The sequence below is a fragment of the Steroidobacter sp. genome, from assembly GCF_036406195.1.
Taxonomy (GTDB): domain Bacteria; phylum Pseudomonadota; class Gammaproteobacteria; order Steroidobacterales; family Steroidobacteraceae; genus Steroidobacter.
Genome location: NZ_DASWVW010000035.1, coordinates 45,321 through 63,097, shown reverse-complemented (window position 1 = coordinate 63,097; position 17,777 = coordinate 45,321). Strand labels below are relative to the sequence as shown.

The following is a 17,777-nucleotide window of genomic DNA, read 5'->3' as shown; positions in this document are numbered from 1 at the left end:
GCGGATGATTTGGCAAGAACTTCGACAGTCGTTGCCCGAGCAATGTCAAGTCGACGCCAGCACGAACCGGCGGCTGATGCCGGTCGTAGCCGACGGCGCGATCCACACCTCGAACTCGCCAGGCTCGGCCACGAATTCCATCTGCTGGTTGTAGAACGCCAGCTCCTGCCGCGTCAGCGTGAACCGCACTTCGGCGGACGCGCCCGGAGCCAGTCGAATCTTCTGAAAGCCTTTCAGCTCCCGGATCGGACGAGTCATGCTGGCGACACGGTCGCGAATATAAAGCTGCGCGACTTCCTCGGCCTCACGCTGGCCGCTGTTGGTGATTCTCGCGGTGACCGTCAACGTTCCGTTCCAGGGAAGCGTCTGCGTGTCGAGTTGTGGCGGCTCGTAAGTGAAACGCGAGTACGTCAGCCCATGGCCGAACGGATACAGCGCTTCGTTGGAAACCTCGCGATAGCGCGCCTTGTACGCTGGCTTTGCGTCAACCTGCGGGCGGCCCGTGGTGCGTCGATTGTAGAAGTACGGCTGTTGTCCGGAGTCCTGCGGAAAGCTCACTGGCAACCGGCCGCTGGGACTGTAATCGCCGAACAGCACATCGGCGATGGCGTTGCCGGTCTCGGTACCGAGAAACCAGGTAGTGACGATTGCCTGCGCATGACGCACGGCGCCTTCAAGTGCGAGCGCGCGACCATTCCGGAGCAGAACGACTATCGGTTTGCCCACAGTCGCGACCGCTTCCGCGAGCCGCTGCTGAGGCTCGGGAACGATGATCTGGGTTCTCGACTGCGCTTCCCCGGACATGTTCTGTCCTTCGCCGATTGCGAGCACCACGACGTCGGCTGTCTTCGCCGCGGCCACTGCGGCATCGACACCGCCGTCCAGGGGTTTTTCGATCAACGAGCCCTGCACAACCGTCAGCAGCGATTTGTCCGCCAGCGCGGCGCGCATGCCCTGCTCCACGCTCACTACATTGTCCAAGCTGGCGAACGGTGCCCAAGGGCCGGCGAGATTGAGCGTGTCGGCGCCGAACGGTCCGATCAACGCGATCTTCCGTCCCGATTTTGGCAGTGGCAGCAGGTTGTCTTCGTTCTTCAGCAGCACGATGGAGGCCCGACCGCTTTGCCGCGCGACAGCTCGCAACTCTGGTGTCATCGTGTTGCGCCTTTCGACTTCGGGATTGAGCGATCGATAAGGATTATCGAACAAGCCCAGCAGATACTTGGTGCGCAAGACGCGCCGCACGGATTCATCGACCACGGCCAACGCCAGCTCGCCACTGGTGACCAGGTCCGGCAGGTATTGATTGTAGAAGTCGCTTTGCATGCTGATGTCGATGCCGGCGAGGATGGCGAGCTTGGTTGCCTCGCGATCGTCCTTCGCGACACCGTGCGCGACCAGTTCCATATCGGCTGTGTAGTCGGACACGACCATGCCACGAAACTTCCAATGTTCTCGCAACAGCTCCGTCATCAACTTGCGATTGGCCGACATGGGCACGCCGTTGATGTCGTTGAACGAGCTCATCGTTGACAATGCGCCGGCGTCGAACGCCGCCTTGAAGGGCGGCAGATACACTTCGTGCAGCGTCTGCTCCGACATCTCGACCGAGTTGTAGTCCATGCCGCCCATGGCCGCGCCGTAGGCGACGAAATGTTTGGGACAGGCGAGCAGGCTGTCCTCGTCGGTGAGGCTCTTGCCTTGAAAGCCCCGCACTCGCGCGGCCGCCAGCACCGAGCCAAGATACGTATCCTCGCCGGAACCTTCCGCCACGCGCCCCCAACGCTGATCGCGGCAGATGTCCACCATCGGTGCGAATGTCCAGTGCAAGCCGTTGGCCGTCGATTCGATTGCGGCAGCACGCGCGGTGCGCTCGGCCAGCTGCGGATCGAAGCTCGCAGACTCGCCCAGAGGAATCGGAAAGACCGTGTACAGACCGTGCAATACGTCGGCGCCGAAGATCAGCGGAATCTTCATGCGCGATTCTTCGACCGCGATCCTTTGGATCGCACGCGCGCCGGCCGCGCCGAGCCCGTTGAACACGCCGATCAAGCGCCCCTCGCGCACTCGTTGCGCGAGATTTCCTTCGACCGGCGGGCCCGCCTCCGGATTGATCTGCATCTTCGGCACCTGGCGCGTGCCATCGGAGAAAATGCTGAGCTGCCCCGCCTTCTCCTGCAGGGTCATTTTCGCGATCAGCGATTCAATATGAGCTTCGGCGCGGGCGCTGAGGGAGCTCGCGGACGCAACCCGCTGCGCCAGACCGAGCAGTGCGAGTGAGGACGTACCGAGCAGAAAATTCCGACGGGAAACGAAGTTGGCTGAGGTCATCGGCGCATCCTGCCACGACCCGCGCGAGCGGCAAGAGGCGCCGCCCGTTTTCGCCCGAATGAGCGAGTCGTCCATGCAAGTCCTGCATGGCCGGCGGTTGGCGGTTGGCGGTTAGCGGTTAGCGGTTAGTGACTCGCGGTCTTGTCCAACCAACCACCAGCCACCAACCGCTATCCGCCAACCGCTGGCATCAGGCCAATCTCACGTCTTGCGCCGACAACGGCAGCGAGCGCACCGGCTTGCCATCGATCTGCGCCAGCGCATTCGCCAGGGCCGGCGCAATCACCGGCGTGCCCGGCTCGCCCACACCCGTCGGCTTGTTCTTCGAGGGCACGATGTGAGTTTCGATCGCCGGCATCTCGTTGATACGCAGCACCGGGTAGTCATCGAAGTTGCTCTGTTCGACGCGGCCTTCCTTCAAGGTCACCGCAGCGGGGTATCGGGTTCGGCGTCCGTTTCGACCCTCCGACCGTTGATATCGAGCGTGAGCATGGCAAACCTCGGGGGGGTGGCTGAGAGCTACCGCGGGGCACGAATCTTGACCCTCCGAAACTGCGACGGGATTGCCCGATCCTGCGGTGTTTCGCAAAACACAGTCGCGCGAATCGAGAGTCAGCGTGTCATCTCTGGCTGATCGATTGCTCCCTCGATGCGATGTGCGTACGCTCGCGTCCGCACCAGCGATAGTCGCTCACCGGGGAGAACTGCATCGTGACAATGGAAGTACGAGCCGCGATCGTACACGGCCCGAATCAGCCGTTCGTCATGGAGACCTTGCAACTGGACGCGCCGCGCGCAGGCGAAGTCCTGGTGCAGATCAAGACGACCGGCCTGTGCCATTCGGATCTGCACATTCAAGACGGCAAGCTGCCCTGGGAATTTCCGGCGCTGCTGGGCCATGAAGCGGCCGGCGTGGTGGTCGAATGCGGACCTGGCGTGACCCGGTTCAAGCCCGGCGACCACGTCATTCCGTTCCTGATTCCTCACTGCGAAACGTGCGCCTACTGTCATTCGACCAAGACCAACCTGTGCGTCGAGGCGTTGGCACGCCTGCGGCCGGGCGAGTCGCGCTTTTCGCTGAATGGCAAGCCGGTGTCGCAGCTGTGGGGGTTGGGGACTTTCGCCGACTATTCGGTGCTGCCAGCGAACATGCTGTCCAAGGTGCGTGACGACGCGCCCTTCGATCCGATCTGCTACATCGGCTGCGGCGCGACCACCGGGTTGGGTGCCGCGCTGTTCGCGGCCAAGGTCGAAGCCGGCAGCTGCGTGGTCGTCTTCGGACTGGGCGGCATCGGACTGAACGTCGTGCAGGGCGCACGACTGGCGGGCGCGAAAAAGATCGTCGGCGTCGACACCAATCCAGGCAAGGAAGCCATCGCACGCCACTGTGGCGCCACCGACTTCGTCAATCCTTTGGCAGTGGAGAGGCTGACCAGTCACTTGATGAAGCTCACCGGCGGCGGTGCCGACTACACGTTCGAATGCATCGGCAACCCGCAGGCCATGCGCCAGGCTTTCGAATGCACCCATCCCGCCTGGGGAACGAGCTATGTGGTCGGCGTCGCGCCGCAGGGCGCCGAAGTCACCTCCTATCCCACCCATCTGATGATGGGACGACACTGGACCGGCTGCTACATGGGTGGAGCGCGCCTCACCCGGTTGCCGGAGATCGTCGATTGGTACGTCGACAGGAAGATCGATCTCGATTCGCTGATCACGCACCGTCTGCAGCTCGAACAGATCAACGAAGGCTTCGAGCTGATGCGCAAGGGCGAGTCCATCCGCTCGGTCATCACCCTCTAGCCGCGCACACGATCGTCACTCCAGCCAGGCGCGCGAGAAGTAGATTTCGTCGACGCGCGGCGAATCATCGACGCGGAAGATGATCATGCCGGCGACTCGCCGCAAGTCCAGCTCTCGCGCTTGCGGTGCGGCCGCGATATCCTGCAATGGAATGCGAAACACTCGACGAGTGCCGGGCGGCAACTCGAATCGCCGGTTGAATCGGTCGCTCATCTCGTTGTCGTGAGCGGCGTCGTGAACGCGCACCACGAACTGCAGACCAAGCCCGGTCGGATTGGTGAGATCGATCGCCAATGTCGAGTAGCCGCTCCAGTCCGGCGGCAGCTCGATGAAATCCATGCCGGGATAGGGTCCATCGAGCAACCGCACGTGCATCGCCCGCTCCCCTGCTTTGCTGGTCCAACGCGACGGCATCCGAGCAGGCGAAAACTGCGCCCATTGTTGCAGGATGAAGTAGCGGTCGTAGCGCTCCGTGAAATCCGCCAGCACGGGGAATCGCTGATCGCGTTGTTGATACTTGATGGCCGCTCGCGTGACTGGAGCGGCGGCAACCGCCAATGCGACAATGCCGATCACGGCGGCAACAGCTCGCACGGCCCGCCCATGGCGTAACAGCCGCACTTGTTCGTCGAATACCGCGAAGAGGCCAAGCAGCGCGACTGCGCCGATGACGTCATTCAGTGCGTCCTGGAGGCTGGCATCGCGCCCCGCCGGCAGTTGCAGCAACTCGGTCAGCAACCCCAAGGACAATGCAACGGCCAGGGCCACCGCGTATTGCTTTGCCGGCCGCCATGTCGCGAACCGCGGCTGGGCGCGAATGACGACCAGACTCAGCAATGCCACGCATCCGAAGATGGGCGCGTGAGCTGAGTTGTGCAGCGTCCTGATCCAGCGCGTGTCGCCCGGGACTGGCGCAAACACCACGGCACACAGCAGAATGCCGATCGCCAGCAGCGCAATCCAGTACGCGCGCTTCATGAGGATGGTCCGAGAGAGTGAGCAGTAGCGAATCCAACGTAGCCGCCCCCGCTGTGCCTCGCGATGCGGCCAGCGTGCTCCTGCTGCGCGAACAGGCAGACGACATCGAAGTCCTGCTGACACGACGCCACGAGAACATGGCGTTCATGGGCGGCATGTGGGTGTTCCCCGGTGGCACGTTGTGTCCGGCGGACTCGTCCGCGGAGGTATTGCGACTGATTCCCGACTCTGCCCGCTCGCAGTGCCACCACCTGCAGGACCTGGAGGGCAACGCTCTGCCCGAAGCCACGTGCATGGCACTGGCGATCGCGGCCATTCGGGAAACCTTCGAAGAAAGCGGCGTGTTGTTGGCAACGACTGCGGACGGGCACCATGCTGATGATCAACGACTGACACGCTTGCAGCAGCGAAGGCGCGCAATCGTCTCACAACCGCAGCTGTTTGCCACGTTATTGCAGGAAGAACACCTGCACTTCGACGTGGCGGCGCTGGTCTACTGGTCGCATTGGATCACTCCATCCGCAGTGTCGAAGCGCTTCGACACTCGCTTCTTCCTCGCCAGCCTGCCGCCGGAACAGCACGCCGTCGTGGACACGATCGAAGCCACCGAGATGAAGTGGATGACGCCGGCCGCGGTGATCGCCGCCGCGCATGACGGCAAGATGAACGTTTCGCGGCCGACGCTTTACAACTTGATGGAGCTTGACGCCAGTGTGCGACAGCACCTTTCCTTGAACGCAATCCTGCGCGCCGAAGCGAATCGCGACGTCGTTCCAGTATTGCCCAAGGTACTCAGTGGAGAATCGCGTCTGATCGTCATGCCTTGGGATCGCGACTATCATGCGTTCGCCGGCAGCGGCGTCTCGCAACACATTTCATATCCGCAACGTTTGTTAGCGCTGCCATCGCGAACCAAGGAGCGTTGACACTACAAAATATATGAATGCATGTCCCTCCTGCTCGGACTACATTCCTCCCGCACGGATGTGATTCTCGCGCCATCGCTTGCGACGCGCTCGAATCAGGAAAGCTCACCAGGAGGTTTGCAGGATGTCTCGACGGCAACGGCTTCATGTTGCAGGCGGCACCTACTACGTCGTCCAGCATGGCAACACGCATCATCCGATCTTTTCTCAGCCCGACGACTATGTGCTGTTCGAGCGATTGCTGGCCACCAGCTTGCGCCGTACCAATGCTCGGGTGCACGGCTACTGCTGGACACCGCAAGCCATTCACTTGATCCTGCAGATCGACGAGGTCTCCGTCGGCCGCATCATGCAAGGGCTCACCAGCCGCTACGCCCGCAGCATGCATCGGCGCATCGGCGAGTCCGGACATTTCTTCCGGCAGCGCTACAAGGCCGTGCTGATCGATCCCGTGCACTGTCTGCTGAAGCTGCTGCACTACCTGCACCACGTTCCGGTCTTGGGCGGGCTGGCCGAGCATCCGGGTGCGGCTGGACACACCAGCCATGGCACGTACTCGCGCCAGTCCGCCACCCCGTGGCTGACGACTCGCACCGCGCTGCGGCTGCTCGAGCTCAAGGATGGCGGCACCGAGTACGACGCATTCATGGCGCGCTGTCCGGATCCTGAAGACGTCGTTCAGTTCGAACGCGTCGGCTCGAACGATCTGCGCGTCATCGGCGGCGCCGAGTTCCTGGAGAACCTGCCTCGCAACTCGCGCACCTATCGCAGCAAGGCGTCGCTGGATCAGATCATTCACACCGTCACTTGCCGCATGGGTGTCGAACGCGACCTCGCGCTGTCCAACTCTCGTCAGCGCGAGTTCACCTTGGTGCGTGCGCTGATCGCGTGGTATGCCACTGAACGCGGCGTTGCAACGCTGAGCGAAGTGGCGCGTTGCCTGCGTCGCGATCCGTCGACGTTGTCGATGGCTATCAGCCGCTATCGCACGCGCCGGCCTGAGCTGTTCAAGATCACCGCGATGCACGACATCTCGCCGCTGGTGCCGATCGGCGGCAGCATCAAGGTTCACTATTGGGATGGCGCCGGCGATGCCCGTGACGGCGACGACGAGGACCGGCCGCAGCAAGGCGCGGCCAGCATGGTCTAGATAAACGCTTGAAGACGTCGCGCACCGAGCGGGCGCGTCGAACCGAGGCCCGACACGGACGTGGGCCGCTTTCGACGATGGGAGCAACAGGGAGTGGGCGGGCGTTGCCGGGCCCGGCAACGCCCGGAGGACGACCTGACCCCTGCCCGGCAACGCGCTGGCAGAACGCGACTGAAACGAAACGGCAGAAAGATGACTGATTGCAGTTGGGCACGAAGATATATCGAGCTTACGGCCGCAAACTATATTGACGCCGCATCGCAAACCTTGCAGGTTTGGCAGGGCAGCAGACCGTTGCTACATCGAGGGAAAGATCATGCAAGAAGTGGATGCGACCGAGAATGCTACCGACATCGAGCTGCTCGACCTGGGCGATGCCACCATCGAAACCAGGCAGTGGCATCTGTGGCCAGTCTGGTACGACTCGATATTTGGCCTGGGGCAAAGAGACGCCTGAGAGGCGTCTTACACCATATAAGTCCCATATAACTCAGTGGTGGTGGGGCTCGCTGCGGCGAGCCCCACTGTGGCAACAGGGATGCATTCAGCGTCGGCCAACCCGGGGTGGCAGGCCATGCACACCGATAAAACTTATTGGTTGCCCGCACACGTACGGGCCTGCTCCACGGCAACGGGTACCGTGTTACTGGACCTGCGCCGCAATCGCTACTTCGGCGTCGGGCAGAAGGAAACGGCCGTGTTGCGCTCGCTCGCCGGCAACTGGGACAGTCCGGTGGCGCCCGCGGCAAGCTTCGCCAGCGACGCGGAGTCCTTGCCACTGCAGGATGCGATTCGCATCGCCGACAAGCTGGTCGAAGCCGGCCTGCTCAGCAAGGACGCACCCGAGCCAGCCGCATTCACGCCCACCCAGGTGGACCTGCAAAGCCTGCTGACCAGCGTCGGCCACCAGATCGATCGCAAATCGCCTATCCGCTGGCACCACATCGTTGCCTTCTTGCGGGCTTGCACCTGGGCGCGCCGCTCGGTGCGCTCGCGCACCCTGTATCTGGTGGCCGAAGACATCGGCAAGCAAAAGAACGCCGCGGCGGCACCGTTCGATGCCGAGCGCGCCGTCGAGCTGGTCAGCATCTTCCGCCGGCTCCGGCCCCATACTTTCGCGGCACGGGACCAATGTTTGTTTCATGCATTGGCCCTGGTCCGGTTCCTGGCGAGCTATCAGCTCTACCCCACGTGGGTGATAGGTGTTCGCACCAAGCCGTGGGCCGCGCACAGCTGGGTACAACACGGCACATTGCTGCTCGACGCCAACCCCGAAGAGGTCTGCGAATACACCGCCATCCTGGCGATCTAGAGCGCGCAAAGGAGCGTGGCGATGTTGCGATATCTTGCGATGGTATGGGACGAAGCCAACCCGCAGCAGCAGGAAACCGCGCGTTTGATCGCCAAGCGTCTGTCGCAATTGTCGCAGGCATGGCGCCAGGAATTCAGCGTGCCGGGCATGCAAGTCTTCTGCGCGGGCATGCGCAGCGATGCGCCGCAAATCCATCGCGTCGGTGACGACGGCGGCATCGTCATCGGCTCACTGTTCACACGCAAGCGCGACCTGTCATCACCCGAGGCCGATACGCCTTTGCAGTTCGGTCCGCTCGAGAGCATGGCGTACGTGCAGAGTCGCGGGCGCTGGCTGATCGAGCATGCCTGGGGCGAGTACGTGGCGTTTGGCTGCACCAGCAAACATAGATGGGTGCTGAAGGATCCGACGGGCTCGTTGCCGTGCCTGCGCAGCCAGTTCCGAGGCGTGAGCATCTTCTGCTCGCGGCTCGGCGATTGCATGGATCTGCAACTGCTGCGCTTCACGATCAACGACGAGTTCCTGCGAGCGCACCTGATGATCGGCACCAGCATGCAGGACCTGTCGGCGCTCAATGAAGTGTCGCCGGTTCGTCGCGGCGAGTGCGTCGAGTTCCTCCATCACGGCTGCGAATGGAGCAGCGTCACGCACGTCTACTGGAGCCCGCTCACATTCACGGGCGCCGACGATTTGATCGAGGACCCGGACGTCGCCGCCTGCGCCATGCGCAACGTGATCAAGGCCACCACTCACAGCCTGGCCAGCCAGCATCGCTCGCTGTTGTTGCGTCTTTCGGGCGGCCTCGATTCTTCCATCGTGGCGGGTTGCCTGAAGGATGCGCCGATCTCGCGTTTCAGCGCCTACACTTATTTCAATCCGCTCGGCCGTTCCGATGAACGCCCGTGGGCACGACAGGTGGCGCAGTACGCCGGCTGCGAGCACATCGAGTATCCACTCTCGCCGCTCGAAATGGACCTGAGCATCGGCTTGCAAATGCAGCCGTCACTGGAGCCCTCGCCGCTGCTCGGCTTCATTCAACGCAGCACGGTCGAGCAGGAACTGACGGCGCGCACGCAGGCCACAGGCATATTCAATGGCGACGGCGGTGATTCGGGATTCTGCGCCGATTCGGTGAACTACGCGGTGCCGGATTTCTTACGCAATCATGGCCTCCGGCCCGGCGTCTTCCGCCTGGCCTCGCAAGTTGCGTTGCTGACGCAACGATCGAGCTGGAGCGTGTTGACCAATGCGATGCGCCGCCGGCTGACCGGCGATGTCGGTACGCCGCGTCATCTTCTGCTTTCCGCGAGTCAACTGGTATCCGCGGAGCTCAAGCACGACGTGCGACTCACGGAAACGATCTCCCATCGATGGTTCCAGGGTCTGCGTCACGTGCCGTGGGGCAAGATCCGCCGCCTGGGCACGTTGGTCATCCTGCCCGACTACTACAATGTCGCGGCTCCCCCCGACGCGCCTGTGCCGGAAATCGTCTCGCCGCTGTATGCGCAGCCTGCCATCGAGCTGCTGCTGAGGATTCCCATCTACACGCATTTCCATCAAGGCCGCGATCGCGGCCTGGCCCGCAAGGCGTTCAGCGCGGACGTGCCGGAACCCAACCTCAGACGCTTGTGGAAAGATCGCGCACCCGGCTTTCACGAGTATATCTTCGAGCGTCAGCGCCGCTTCTTGCAGGAAACATTGCTGGAAGGCACGCTGGCGCGCCAGGGCTTGCTCGACCGCGCGCTGCTCGAGGAAGTGTTGTCCGCCGGACCCAGCAAGAACACGGTGTATCCCGGCGAGATTTTCCGCCACCTGGATACCGAGCTGTGGGCACGTCACTGGCTGCAGGGCACCCAGCAACAGGCCGCCGCCTGAAGCTCAGAAACCCTTGGTCAACCGCACGTAGCCGAGACGGCCGATCAGGTCGCTCTGCGAGGCATCGAAGCCGATGAAGAAACCTGCGTCGGCGAACGGCGGCAACTCGTCGAACAGATTCTTTACGCCGGCCTGCAGGCTCAAGTCATCCCACAGCGGACTGGGACCCAATAGCTCGTCCATCGCGAAGCTCGCCTGCATGTCGACCACCGTGCGCGATGGCAGCCTGCGCCCGGTGAGACCAAACGCACCGGCATCCATATAGCCGGGCCGCCAGTCGAGAGTCGTGGACAGACCGACGCCATTGCGCTTCCAGCCGAGCCCGCCGACCACTCGCCAGCGCGGGATCGAACCCGAGGGGCTGGCGATGCCGACGCGATCGACCGGCGGAGTCTTTGGCACCTCGATGGCAGTGAACTCGTTCACCCATGTGGCGGACAAGCGCGGCGTGAAGTCACCCCAGCGCGTGGCGATCTCGTAGCTCGCTTCGATGTCCACGCCATTGGTATCGAGGCGGCCGAAGTTCAGCCGGGAGATATCCAGCTGCAGCAATTGGCCCGGTATGTTGGCCACCGTGTCAGCCGGTGTCGGCGCGTCGCGCACGAATCGGTCGCCGAACAGTTCCTCATTGGCGAGCAGCGAGGTGAAGTGCAGCAGCGTCACACGATTCTCGGTCCGGATCCTCCAATAGTTCGCCAGCAGGCGTAGCTGTGGCAACGCGCTCGGCGTCAGCACGAAACCCGCCGTCATGGATTCAGCTTCGATCGGCTGCAGATCCGGATTGCCGCCCGACACGAGAACAACCGAGCCGAGCGCGTCGTTGCGAGCAGGATCAGGCACCATGACACTCATGGTCGTCATGCGCGGCGCATGCAGCTCGAACAGCGATGGCGGACGGAAGCTCGTGCCATAAGAGGCTCGCAACAAAAGATCGCGCGCCGGCCGCCACATCAAACCGAATTGCGGATTGACCGTGCTGCCGAAGTCACTGTAGTCGTCGAGGCGCGCGGCAAGCGTCATCGACAGCACATCACCGCGCCCGTGAGCCGCACGGCCGATCAATGGTGCGCGCAGCTCCATAAAGAGCGCCTGCACATCCCGTTCATTCTCGACCGGCTGGAGAGCGTCGTCGTAATTGATTTTCTCGTCGTGCCATTCGCCACCGACCACGACTTCCACGCGACCTGCCGACCACTCGAACAGATCGCCACGCATGAATGCCGAGAGCTGGCGGCCGCGCGAAAAGTGATGATGAACATTGGGCTCGATCAACGATGCCAGCAGCTCGGGACTGCCAGCAGGGCCGTCGACAAAGGGATTCAGGGCACGAGCCGGATCGGTAACGGCCAGCGCTGCATTGACGCGCGCGGCACTCACTTGATTCGTACCGATAGCATCGTCCGTTTCGGTGCTTGCCGTGGCGGCAATTTCCCATTGCCACGACGATCCCAAATGCCCGCGCAATCCCACCGAGCCACGCACCATCTCCAGGTCATGCACGAATTGGCGCGGCTGCAAGCCGTCGAGCAGAAAGTCGACATACACCGGCTGCCCGAAAGGATTGAAAGGATTGTCCACCGGCACCTTTGCGTTCTGCACCGAATAGATTTCATCCTGCGAGGCGGTTTCGCGATTGGTGTACAGCACTTCGGCGACCGCCGTCATCCCGGCGCTGAGATCATATTCGACGAACAGCGCCAGGCTGCGCTGGTGGACTTCGGGAACGATGGACAGCGTGCTCGAGGTGGTAGCGGGATTGCGCATCCCGGCGGTCGCGGCGAAATCCGCTGGCGTGAGACCGACACCGGTACTGCCTTCAGGCACCGTGGCGAACGAAGACGTGAGTCCTGGCAGGTTGCCGCCGGTCGACGAACGTACGGTACCCGGCAGGCCACCGATCGACCGGTAATCCGTGCCGCCATAGCGTGAGTAGTCTTGATCGGCCCAGAGGCCGCGCTCGGCACCGAGCAGAAAGTCACGCGAGTAGTAGTCGAAGATCATCGATGACCGGAAACGGTCGGTCGAGTACCCGGCACTCAACGATGCACGCAGCAGATCTCCGCCGCCGCTTGCCCCGCCATATTGAACATCGACCACCGGCTGCGGAATTTCCTTTTTCAGCACCACGTTGACCACTCCGCCCATCGCGTCCGCACCGTAGATGGCAGACGCCGAATCGGACAGCACCTCGATCTTGTCGACCGCCGCGAGTGGAATCGTGTTCAAGTCGAAAGCGTTTAGCGTCAGGCTGTTCGAGGTCGGCACGACGCGACGGCCGTTGATGAGAATGAGCGTGGTGTCGACGCCGATACCGCGCATCTGCGAATACTGTGCGGCGCTGTAGTAGAAGTGCTCGGGCTGACTGAATGGCTGCTGCGGCACATAGCGCAACACGTCGGGAATGGAGGCAGCGCCCAACGAGTCGATAGTGCGACGTGAGAACACCTGCACGGGCGCGGGACCTTCGCCGCTGCGTTCGATGCGCGAGCCGGTAACGATGACTTCGTCGATCGGAGCGTAGGTCGATCTGCCATCGAGCTGAGCCGATCCCGACGCTGCAGCGTCGGCAGGGAATGATGTCGTCGGCGGCTGTCGTGGTCGCAGATAGGGTCGGCCTTCAGCCAGCTGCGCTGGCTCCGGCTCCGATACGGTCGCACCATTGCGAGGTGTGCCGAACAGTGACGGCGCCATCACCACGAGCGAACGAGCGTTGGTGCGCCTGAATGCCAGGCCACTGCTCGCCAGCAGCCGCGTCAACGCCGCTTCGGCGGTGAACTTGCCCCGCAGCGGCCCCACCAACACGGACTGATCCGTCTGTGCGTCCGGCCAGAAGCTCACCTGCAATCCGGTCTGGGTGGCGAACTCCTTCAGCGCATCGATGATGGGCAGGCGCGAGATGTCGAGGCTATGAGATTGGGGAGATTGGGGAGATTGGGGAGATTGGGGGGATTGGGCGGCTTCGCCCGGCGCCTGCGCGAGCAGATATTCGTTCGGGGCGTCAGCCGCGAGCAGCCGTCCGCCGCCCACGACGATGGACGCTACGAGTCCAGCGATGACTTGCTTCGCCACCATCTCCCCAATTAGATCCCTCTGATAAATCCCTGAAGTCGGACCCGGCCCCGTTGCCGGTCGGTGGCTGGAATCTAACGCATGCCGGGGCGCGGCGCTGCGACTTTGTTACTTAGGAGCCGCTCCCGGCAAAAATATAGCTCGATGCAGCCCACTCACTCGCCATTCCGGCAAGGGTCGGAGGCTCGCAAACCCGCCAGCCAGCGGCTCAGTCCCGCTCGCGGCCCACATTGGTCTTTCGCCTGCCGGTCGGTTTGCTGGACGGTGCCGCCGGCGTGCCCGGAGTCACCGGTTCCTGCCGAGAATCCCAACAGGAAAGCCACCGTCAGGCAGGCTACCGCCGCCGCGATCTTCCATGGCGCCAGCCGGCTTCGGGCTTCCACCGGCTCATGGGGGCGCGGCTGGCGCGGCATGAGCTCGATGACATTCGACAGCTCGTCCGGCTCCGACTCTGCGCCCGCCGGAGGCGTCCGGTTCTCCACCTTGCATTCCCGCAGCAGCGCGTGGACCTGCTGCATGCGCAGCAGCTCGGCGATATTGGCGGGCGACTCCTTCAGCCAGCGCACATTGCGTGCCCGAAGCCGTGTGGCCAGCCGTTCGTCGCGCAAGCGGATGAACCATTCCGCGGCCTCGTCGCTCAGTGCCTGCTTTGCGGCGCGCTCGTGTCGAGTTCCCTTCATGTCCGCGTCCTCATCATCCCTGACGGTCACAAGTCCTCCAATCGTAATTGCACACGCAACGTGCTGTAGGCACGCGTCAGGTCGCGCAATACGATCCGATAGGTCAAGCCACGCTTGCGGGCAATCTGCTTGTACGTGAGTCCCTCGTTCACGTGCAACAACAGAACGTCCCGTTGCCGTGGCGGCAGGCGGTCCACGGCAGCCTGCACATATTCCACTCTCCGCCGCTTCGCCAGGGCATTCTCCGGCTGCTCGGCGGATTCGATCTGGAGCTCGTCCAGCCAGCTGTCGTCATGGGGTTTGCGCACGCGGGAGCGCTCGCGCCATTCGTTGGCGACATTGGCGGCGATCCTGAACAGATAGCCTTGCGGGTTCTCGACGGTGATCTCGTCGCTGTAACGCAGGAGGCGCAGAAAGACCTCCTGGGCCAGATCGTCGATGTCCCCCGACGGCACCGACGCGCGGTTGCGCAGCCAGCTGCGGATCGGTTTGCGCCACAGACCGAACCACTCGACCAGGCGGCCGTTGCCGGGATGGGACCCGGCTTCCTCGGGACGACCGTCCCCTGGGGAGTCTGGCTCATCCTGCCTGGACGAGCTCCAACGACCTGGTTGTGCCGGATGCTTGTGCGGATCGATCACTTGGGCCCCGGAACCAAACGCCACGGTTTGAGCAGGACGAGCAGCCCCTATTGAACAGGACTGGGTCAGGACGACGGGTCATCCCTCCTGAGGGCCATGGCGGCCGGCTATTCGGGCAGGAGGCGGATAACGTCGGCGCTTTCGTAGGCGACCTGCACATCGGGCCGCGCCGCCAGCATGGCGGCGAACGTTTCGGGGTCGTCGAGCTTCACCGTGGTGAAGGGCATCGCAATCTCGCCGATCCGGTCATCGGCCATCACCACCTGCAGGCGATTGCGTCGATTGAACTGCTCGATCGCCTGGCTCACGGTCTCGCCGCGGAATTCGTAGTAGCCAGTGGCCCATTGCAGCTCGCGGGAGGCATCGACGTCTTTCACTGGCTGCGCGCCCGCGGCCGACATCACGATCTGTTGATCGGCGACCAGCTCCGCCACGTCGGCCGAACCGTCATCGGCGGGACGCCCATCGTGCGGCTTGGTCACCGCCACTTTGCCGTGCGCCACTGTCACCACGGCGGTCGTTGCGTTCATGAACGCCACGCCGAACTGCGTCCCGATCGCGCGCACGTCGCCGAGCGGCGTGGTCACGATGAACGGCCGATCGGGATCTTTGGCGACCTCGAAGACCGCTTCGCCTCGACTCAGCACGATGAGCCGTTGGCCGTCGTCGAACGACCAGCGCAACTGAGTATTCGGACCGATGCGCAGTACGCTGCCGTCGGCGAGCATGGTCCGGCCCCATTCGCCCACGTCAGTGGTGATCCGCTGGTCGAAATACGCGACTTTGACGATCCATCCGATCACGACGGTGAAGGCAATGCCAGCAAGCGTGGCGGCGATCTTGAGAACGCGGCGTCGGCGTGGGACCTCGCGCTTGTGATGAACCACGGTCGCCCCACGAGGTGTGAATGGGATGACATTCGCGCCGGAGTCCTCGTTGGGCATGGCGCGTACGTTCAGCTTCGCTTTGCGGCCGTAGCCATGATAGCGATAGATATCGAGCAACGCCTCGACGTGACGGTCCGACGCTTTCAACCACGCCAGGTATTCGCGCCGCTCGCGCGCCGAGAGATCGTTGGCGACCAGCCGGATGAACCAGCCCGCGGCCTGTTCGCTCAGGAGAGCGTCGATCTGCGTGTCGCTGCCCGGTTTCATGCCCCGCCCTCGCCCACCATGCGCGCTACAGATCTTCAGCCTTCAACTGCAGGCGCAGCGAGGCGTAGGCGCGGGTCAGGTCCCGCAACACGATCCGGTAGGTCACTCCCAGACGATCGGCAATCTGCTTGTAAGTAAGCCCCTCGTTGACGTGCAACAGCAGCACCTCGCGCTGCCGCCTGGGCAAGCCCGCCACCACGTTCTGCAAATGTTTGCTGACGCGGTTCTGGAAAGCGGCGTTGTCCGGCTGGTCGGATGGATCGATCTGCAGCTCATGGAGCCAGCTGCGGTCGTGCGGCTGGCGCACGCGCGACCGCTCACGCCATTCATTGGCAACATTGGCGGCGATCCGGAACAGATAGCCTTGCGGGTTCTCGACCGCGATGTCGTCGCTATAGCGCAGCAGCCGGAGAAAAACTTCCTGCGCGAGGTCATCGACTTCGGAGCTCGGCACGGAGGCTCGGCTGGAAAGCCAACCGCGCAGCGGCTGGCGCCAGCGGCCGAACCACGAACCGATGCGGCCGTTGCGAGCGTGCAGATCGCTCACGGGGCTTGCGGCAACCTCTCGCTCGCCGATTTCTCCACCAGGGTGCCTCTGTGCCGCTGCCGTGGACGCACGGGCAACGTCACCTCTCCCCAGATGCTTCTGACGATCCATCACAAGCATTCCCTTATCTGTTGTTAACCCGCTGTGCGCGAGTGTGCGGCATGCGGGAAGAAATCGCCATCAGATAGTAACGGGAGCGCGGTGCCCGCGGCGGTCCTCCGGAAGCAGAGCAAGCCTCCGGAGGCCGCGGCAGTATTATTTGTTTTCGGCAAGAAAGGGACGAAACAATAGTTCTTTGCAAATCACGGACACCAACTCGCGACGCCGCTGATGGTAGGTCCGTAGAGCCAGCTGCAATTCCTCCTTGTTGTTTTCGGTGTAGAGCTGCCGTAGCTGCGACAACTCCTCGACCGCATCTTCGATGATCTCGCTTTCGATCATGCGCGCATGATGCAAGCGGTCGTTGAAGTTTCGGATTATGTCTGCCAGCTCGCCAATGCCCGAACGCGCGGCGATTCGCACGAACAGATCGTCGACCGAGCGTGTGAGTTGCTCAGGCTTGTCCGACAACGGCACGGACGCGAAGACCTTGAACTGCACCTTGATGTCTTCCTCCGCCTCCGCAGCTGCATTCCATTCGAGCAGCGCCGAATCGAGCAACGTTTGATTGAGCGTATACAGCCCGCGCAGTTCGTCCTCCGATGCGGTCTTGGCGAAGAAGCCCCGCTTCGGCGCGAACACGATCAACCGTTCTGCAGCCAGCCTCGTCAATGCTTCGCGCACCGGCGTGGTACTCACGCCAAGCTCTTCGGCCAAGGTGCCGATCTGCAGTAACTGTCCGGGAGCGAGCGTGTGCGCCAGCAGCAGCGCCTTGATGCGGTCGTAGATTCCCTCCACGGCGTGATCGCTGCTGGGCTTGCGACTACCCGCCTCGTCCCTCTTCAACACAAAGATTCGCTTGCCTGGATCCGTCGAGAGCATGATGCGCCCTCCATAGTTGGCCAATGATGAAAGCTCCGAGACGCGGTCGTCTCACCCTGTCGTGGTGTCGTCACCCCTGCCTCCCGAGCGGCGCCGTTCTGACGGTGCGTGCGCCTTGAATTCCCGGGGGTCATGACCCCCGTTGTGATTTGGATACTTGCCGTGGTGTGGGCTGCTCGCCGGAGCGGCGGCTCGCCTCGTTTGCTTTTCCTGCGCGGGAGTGTTGGCCAACTGGCTGAGACCGAGCGGCCCGGCGACGTTGCACGGGCTGCGTTAGCGCGCGCACGGTATTGCGCGCCTGACACTGTTGGATCAAACCCTGCGCGACCT

General features: G+C 63.0%; 14 protein-coding genes and 1 pseudogene. 6 read left to right on the top strand and 9 right to left on the bottom strand.

Going from position 1 to position 17,777, the window contains the following annotated elements; translation table 11 throughout:
- Positions 1-45 precede the first annotated feature (45 nt).
- Together VGE08_RS16675 and VGE08_RS16670 are read right to left on the bottom strand one after the other, a co-directional pair.
- Positions 46-2,187, bottom strand: coding sequence for a glycoside hydrolase family 3 N-terminal domain-containing protein (locus tag VGE08_RS16675; protein WP_349258727.1), 2,142 nt, complete (start codon positions 2,185-2,187; stop codon positions 46-48).
- Between the two features lie 334 nt (positions 2,188-2,521).
- A pseudogene (locus VGE08_RS16670) lies at positions 2,522-2,776 on the bottom strand (hypothetical protein); the annotation flags it as partial.
- Positions 2,777-3,048: 272 nt separating this feature from the next.
- Between VGE08_RS16670 and VGE08_RS16665 the strand changes: the two are divergent.
- Complete coding sequence (locus tag VGE08_RS16665; RefSeq protein WP_331069185.1) at positions 3,049-4,134, top strand: alcohol dehydrogenase catalytic domain-containing protein; 1,086 nt, start codon at positions 3,049-3,051, stop codon at positions 4,132-4,134.
- Positions 4,135-4,149: 15 nt separating this feature from the next.
- Here VGE08_RS16665 and VGE08_RS16660 read toward each other — a convergent pair whose 3' ends face one another.
- Positions 4,150-5,112, bottom strand: coding sequence for a VanZ family protein (locus VGE08_RS16660; RefSeq protein ID WP_331069040.1), 963 nt, complete (start codon positions 5,110-5,112; stop codon positions 4,150-4,152).
- A gap of 17 nt (positions 5,113-5,129) precedes the next feature.
- Between VGE08_RS16660 and VGE08_RS16655 the strand changes: the two genes are divergently transcribed.
- From VGE08_RS16655 to VGE08_RS16635, 5 genes are all read left to right on the top strand, one after another.
- The gene (locus tag VGE08_RS16655) at positions 5,130-6,038 is read left to right on the top strand and encodes a hypothetical protein (RefSeq protein ID WP_331069039.1); all 909 of its coding nucleotides are present in this window, start codon (positions 5,130-5,132) and stop codon (positions 6,036-6,038) included.
- Between the two features lie 124 nt (positions 6,039-6,162).
- Positions 6,163-7,188, top strand: coding sequence for a transposase (locus VGE08_RS16650; protein WP_331069038.1), 1,026 nt, complete (start codon positions 6,163-6,165; stop codon positions 7,186-7,188).
- A 316-nt stretch (positions 7,189-7,504) separates the two neighbouring features.
- Entirely contained in the window at positions 7,505-7,645 is a 141-nt protein-coding gene (locus VGE08_RS16645) for a hypothetical protein (RefSeq protein ID WP_331069037.1), read from the top strand.
- 117 nt (positions 7,646-7,762) lie between these two features.
- Positions 7,763-8,500, top strand: coding sequence for a lasso peptide biosynthesis B2 protein (locus VGE08_RS16640; protein WP_331069036.1), 738 nt, complete (start codon positions 7,763-7,765; stop codon positions 8,498-8,500).
- A 21-nt stretch (positions 8,501-8,521) separates the two neighbouring features.
- On the top strand, positions 8,522-10,375 hold the full coding sequence (locus VGE08_RS16635; protein WP_331069035.1) for an asparagine synthase-related protein: 1,854 nt from the start codon (positions 8,522-8,524) through the stop codon (positions 10,373-10,375).
- A 3-nt stretch (positions 10,376-10,378) separates the two neighbouring features.
- Here VGE08_RS16635 and VGE08_RS16630 read toward each other — a convergent pair whose 3' ends face one another.
- From VGE08_RS16630 to VGE08_RS16605, 6 genes are all read right to left on the bottom strand, one after another.
- A complete protein-coding gene (locus tag VGE08_RS16630) occupies positions 10,379-13,444 on the bottom strand; it encodes a TonB-dependent receptor (RefSeq protein WP_331069034.1) in 3,066 nt (1,021 codons plus the stop codon).
- A gap of 155 nt (positions 13,445-13,599) precedes the next feature.
- A complete protein-coding gene (locus VGE08_RS16625) occupies positions 13,600-14,124 on the bottom strand; it encodes a FecR/PupR family sigma factor regulator (RefSeq protein WP_331069033.1) in 525 nt (174 codons plus the stop codon).
- A 26-nt stretch (positions 14,125-14,150) separates the two neighbouring features.
- Positions 14,151-14,765: an RNA polymerase sigma factor gene (locus tag VGE08_RS16620; RefSeq protein ID WP_331069032.1), complete on the bottom strand. Its 615-nt coding sequence runs from the start codon at positions 14,763-14,765 to the stop codon at positions 14,151-14,153.
- A 107-nt stretch (positions 14,766-14,872) separates the two neighbouring features.
- Entirely contained in the window at positions 14,873-15,919 is a 1,047-nt protein-coding gene (locus tag VGE08_RS16615) for a FecR family protein (protein ID WP_331069031.1), read from the bottom strand.
- Between the two features lie 25 nt (positions 15,920-15,944).
- Positions 15,945-16,466 carry an RNA polymerase sigma factor gene (locus VGE08_RS16610; protein WP_331069030.1) on the bottom strand — a complete coding sequence of 174 codons (522 nt, stop codon included), beginning with the start codon at positions 16,464-16,466 and terminating at the stop codon, positions 15,945-15,947.
- Positions 16,467-16,721: 255 nt separating this feature from the next.
- Complete coding sequence (locus VGE08_RS16605) at positions 16,722-17,447, bottom strand: GntR family transcriptional regulator (RefSeq protein ID WP_331069029.1); 726 nt, start codon at positions 17,445-17,447, stop codon at positions 16,722-16,724.
- Positions 17,448-17,777 lie beyond the last annotated feature (330 nt).

Bases quoted from the DNA above. Each gene is read 5' to 3' on its own strand.
- VGE08_RS16675 (WP_349258727.1), bottom strand. From the start codon at position 2,187: ATGACCCTGCAGGAGAAGGCGGGGCAGCTCAGCATTTTCTCCGATGGC.
- VGE08_RS16665 (WP_331069185.1), top strand. From the start codon at position 3,049: ATGGAAGTACGAGCCGCGATCGTACACGGCCCGAATCAGCCGTTCGTC.
- VGE08_RS16660 (WP_331069040.1), bottom strand. From the start codon at position 5,112: ATGAAGCGCGCGTACTGGATTGCGCTGCTGGCGATCGGCATTCTGCTG.
- VGE08_RS16650 (WP_331069038.1), top strand. From the start codon at position 6,163: ATGTCTCGACGGCAACGGCTTCATGTTGCAGGCGGCACCTACTACGTC.
- VGE08_RS16645 (WP_331069037.1), top strand. From the start codon at position 7,505: ATGCAAGAAGTGGATGCGACCGAGAATGCTACCGACATCGAGCTGCTC.
- VGE08_RS16640 (WP_331069036.1), top strand. From the start codon at position 7,763: ATGCACACCGATAAAACTTATTGGTTGCCCGCACACGTACGGGCCTGC.
- VGE08_RS16635 (WP_331069035.1), top strand. From the start codon at position 8,522: ATGTTGCGATATCTTGCGATGGTATGGGACGAAGCCAACCCGCAGCAG.
- VGE08_RS16625 (WP_331069033.1), bottom strand. From the start codon at position 14,124: ATGAAGGGAACTCGACACGAGCGCGCCGCAAAGCAGGCACTGAGCGAC.
- VGE08_RS16615 (WP_331069031.1), bottom strand. From the start codon at position 15,919: ATGAAACCGGGCAGCGACACGCAGATCGACGCTCTCCTGAGCGAACAG.
- VGE08_RS16605 (WP_331069029.1), bottom strand. From the start codon at position 17,447: ATGCTCTCGACGGATCCAGGCAAGCGAATCTTTGTGTTGAAGAGGGAC.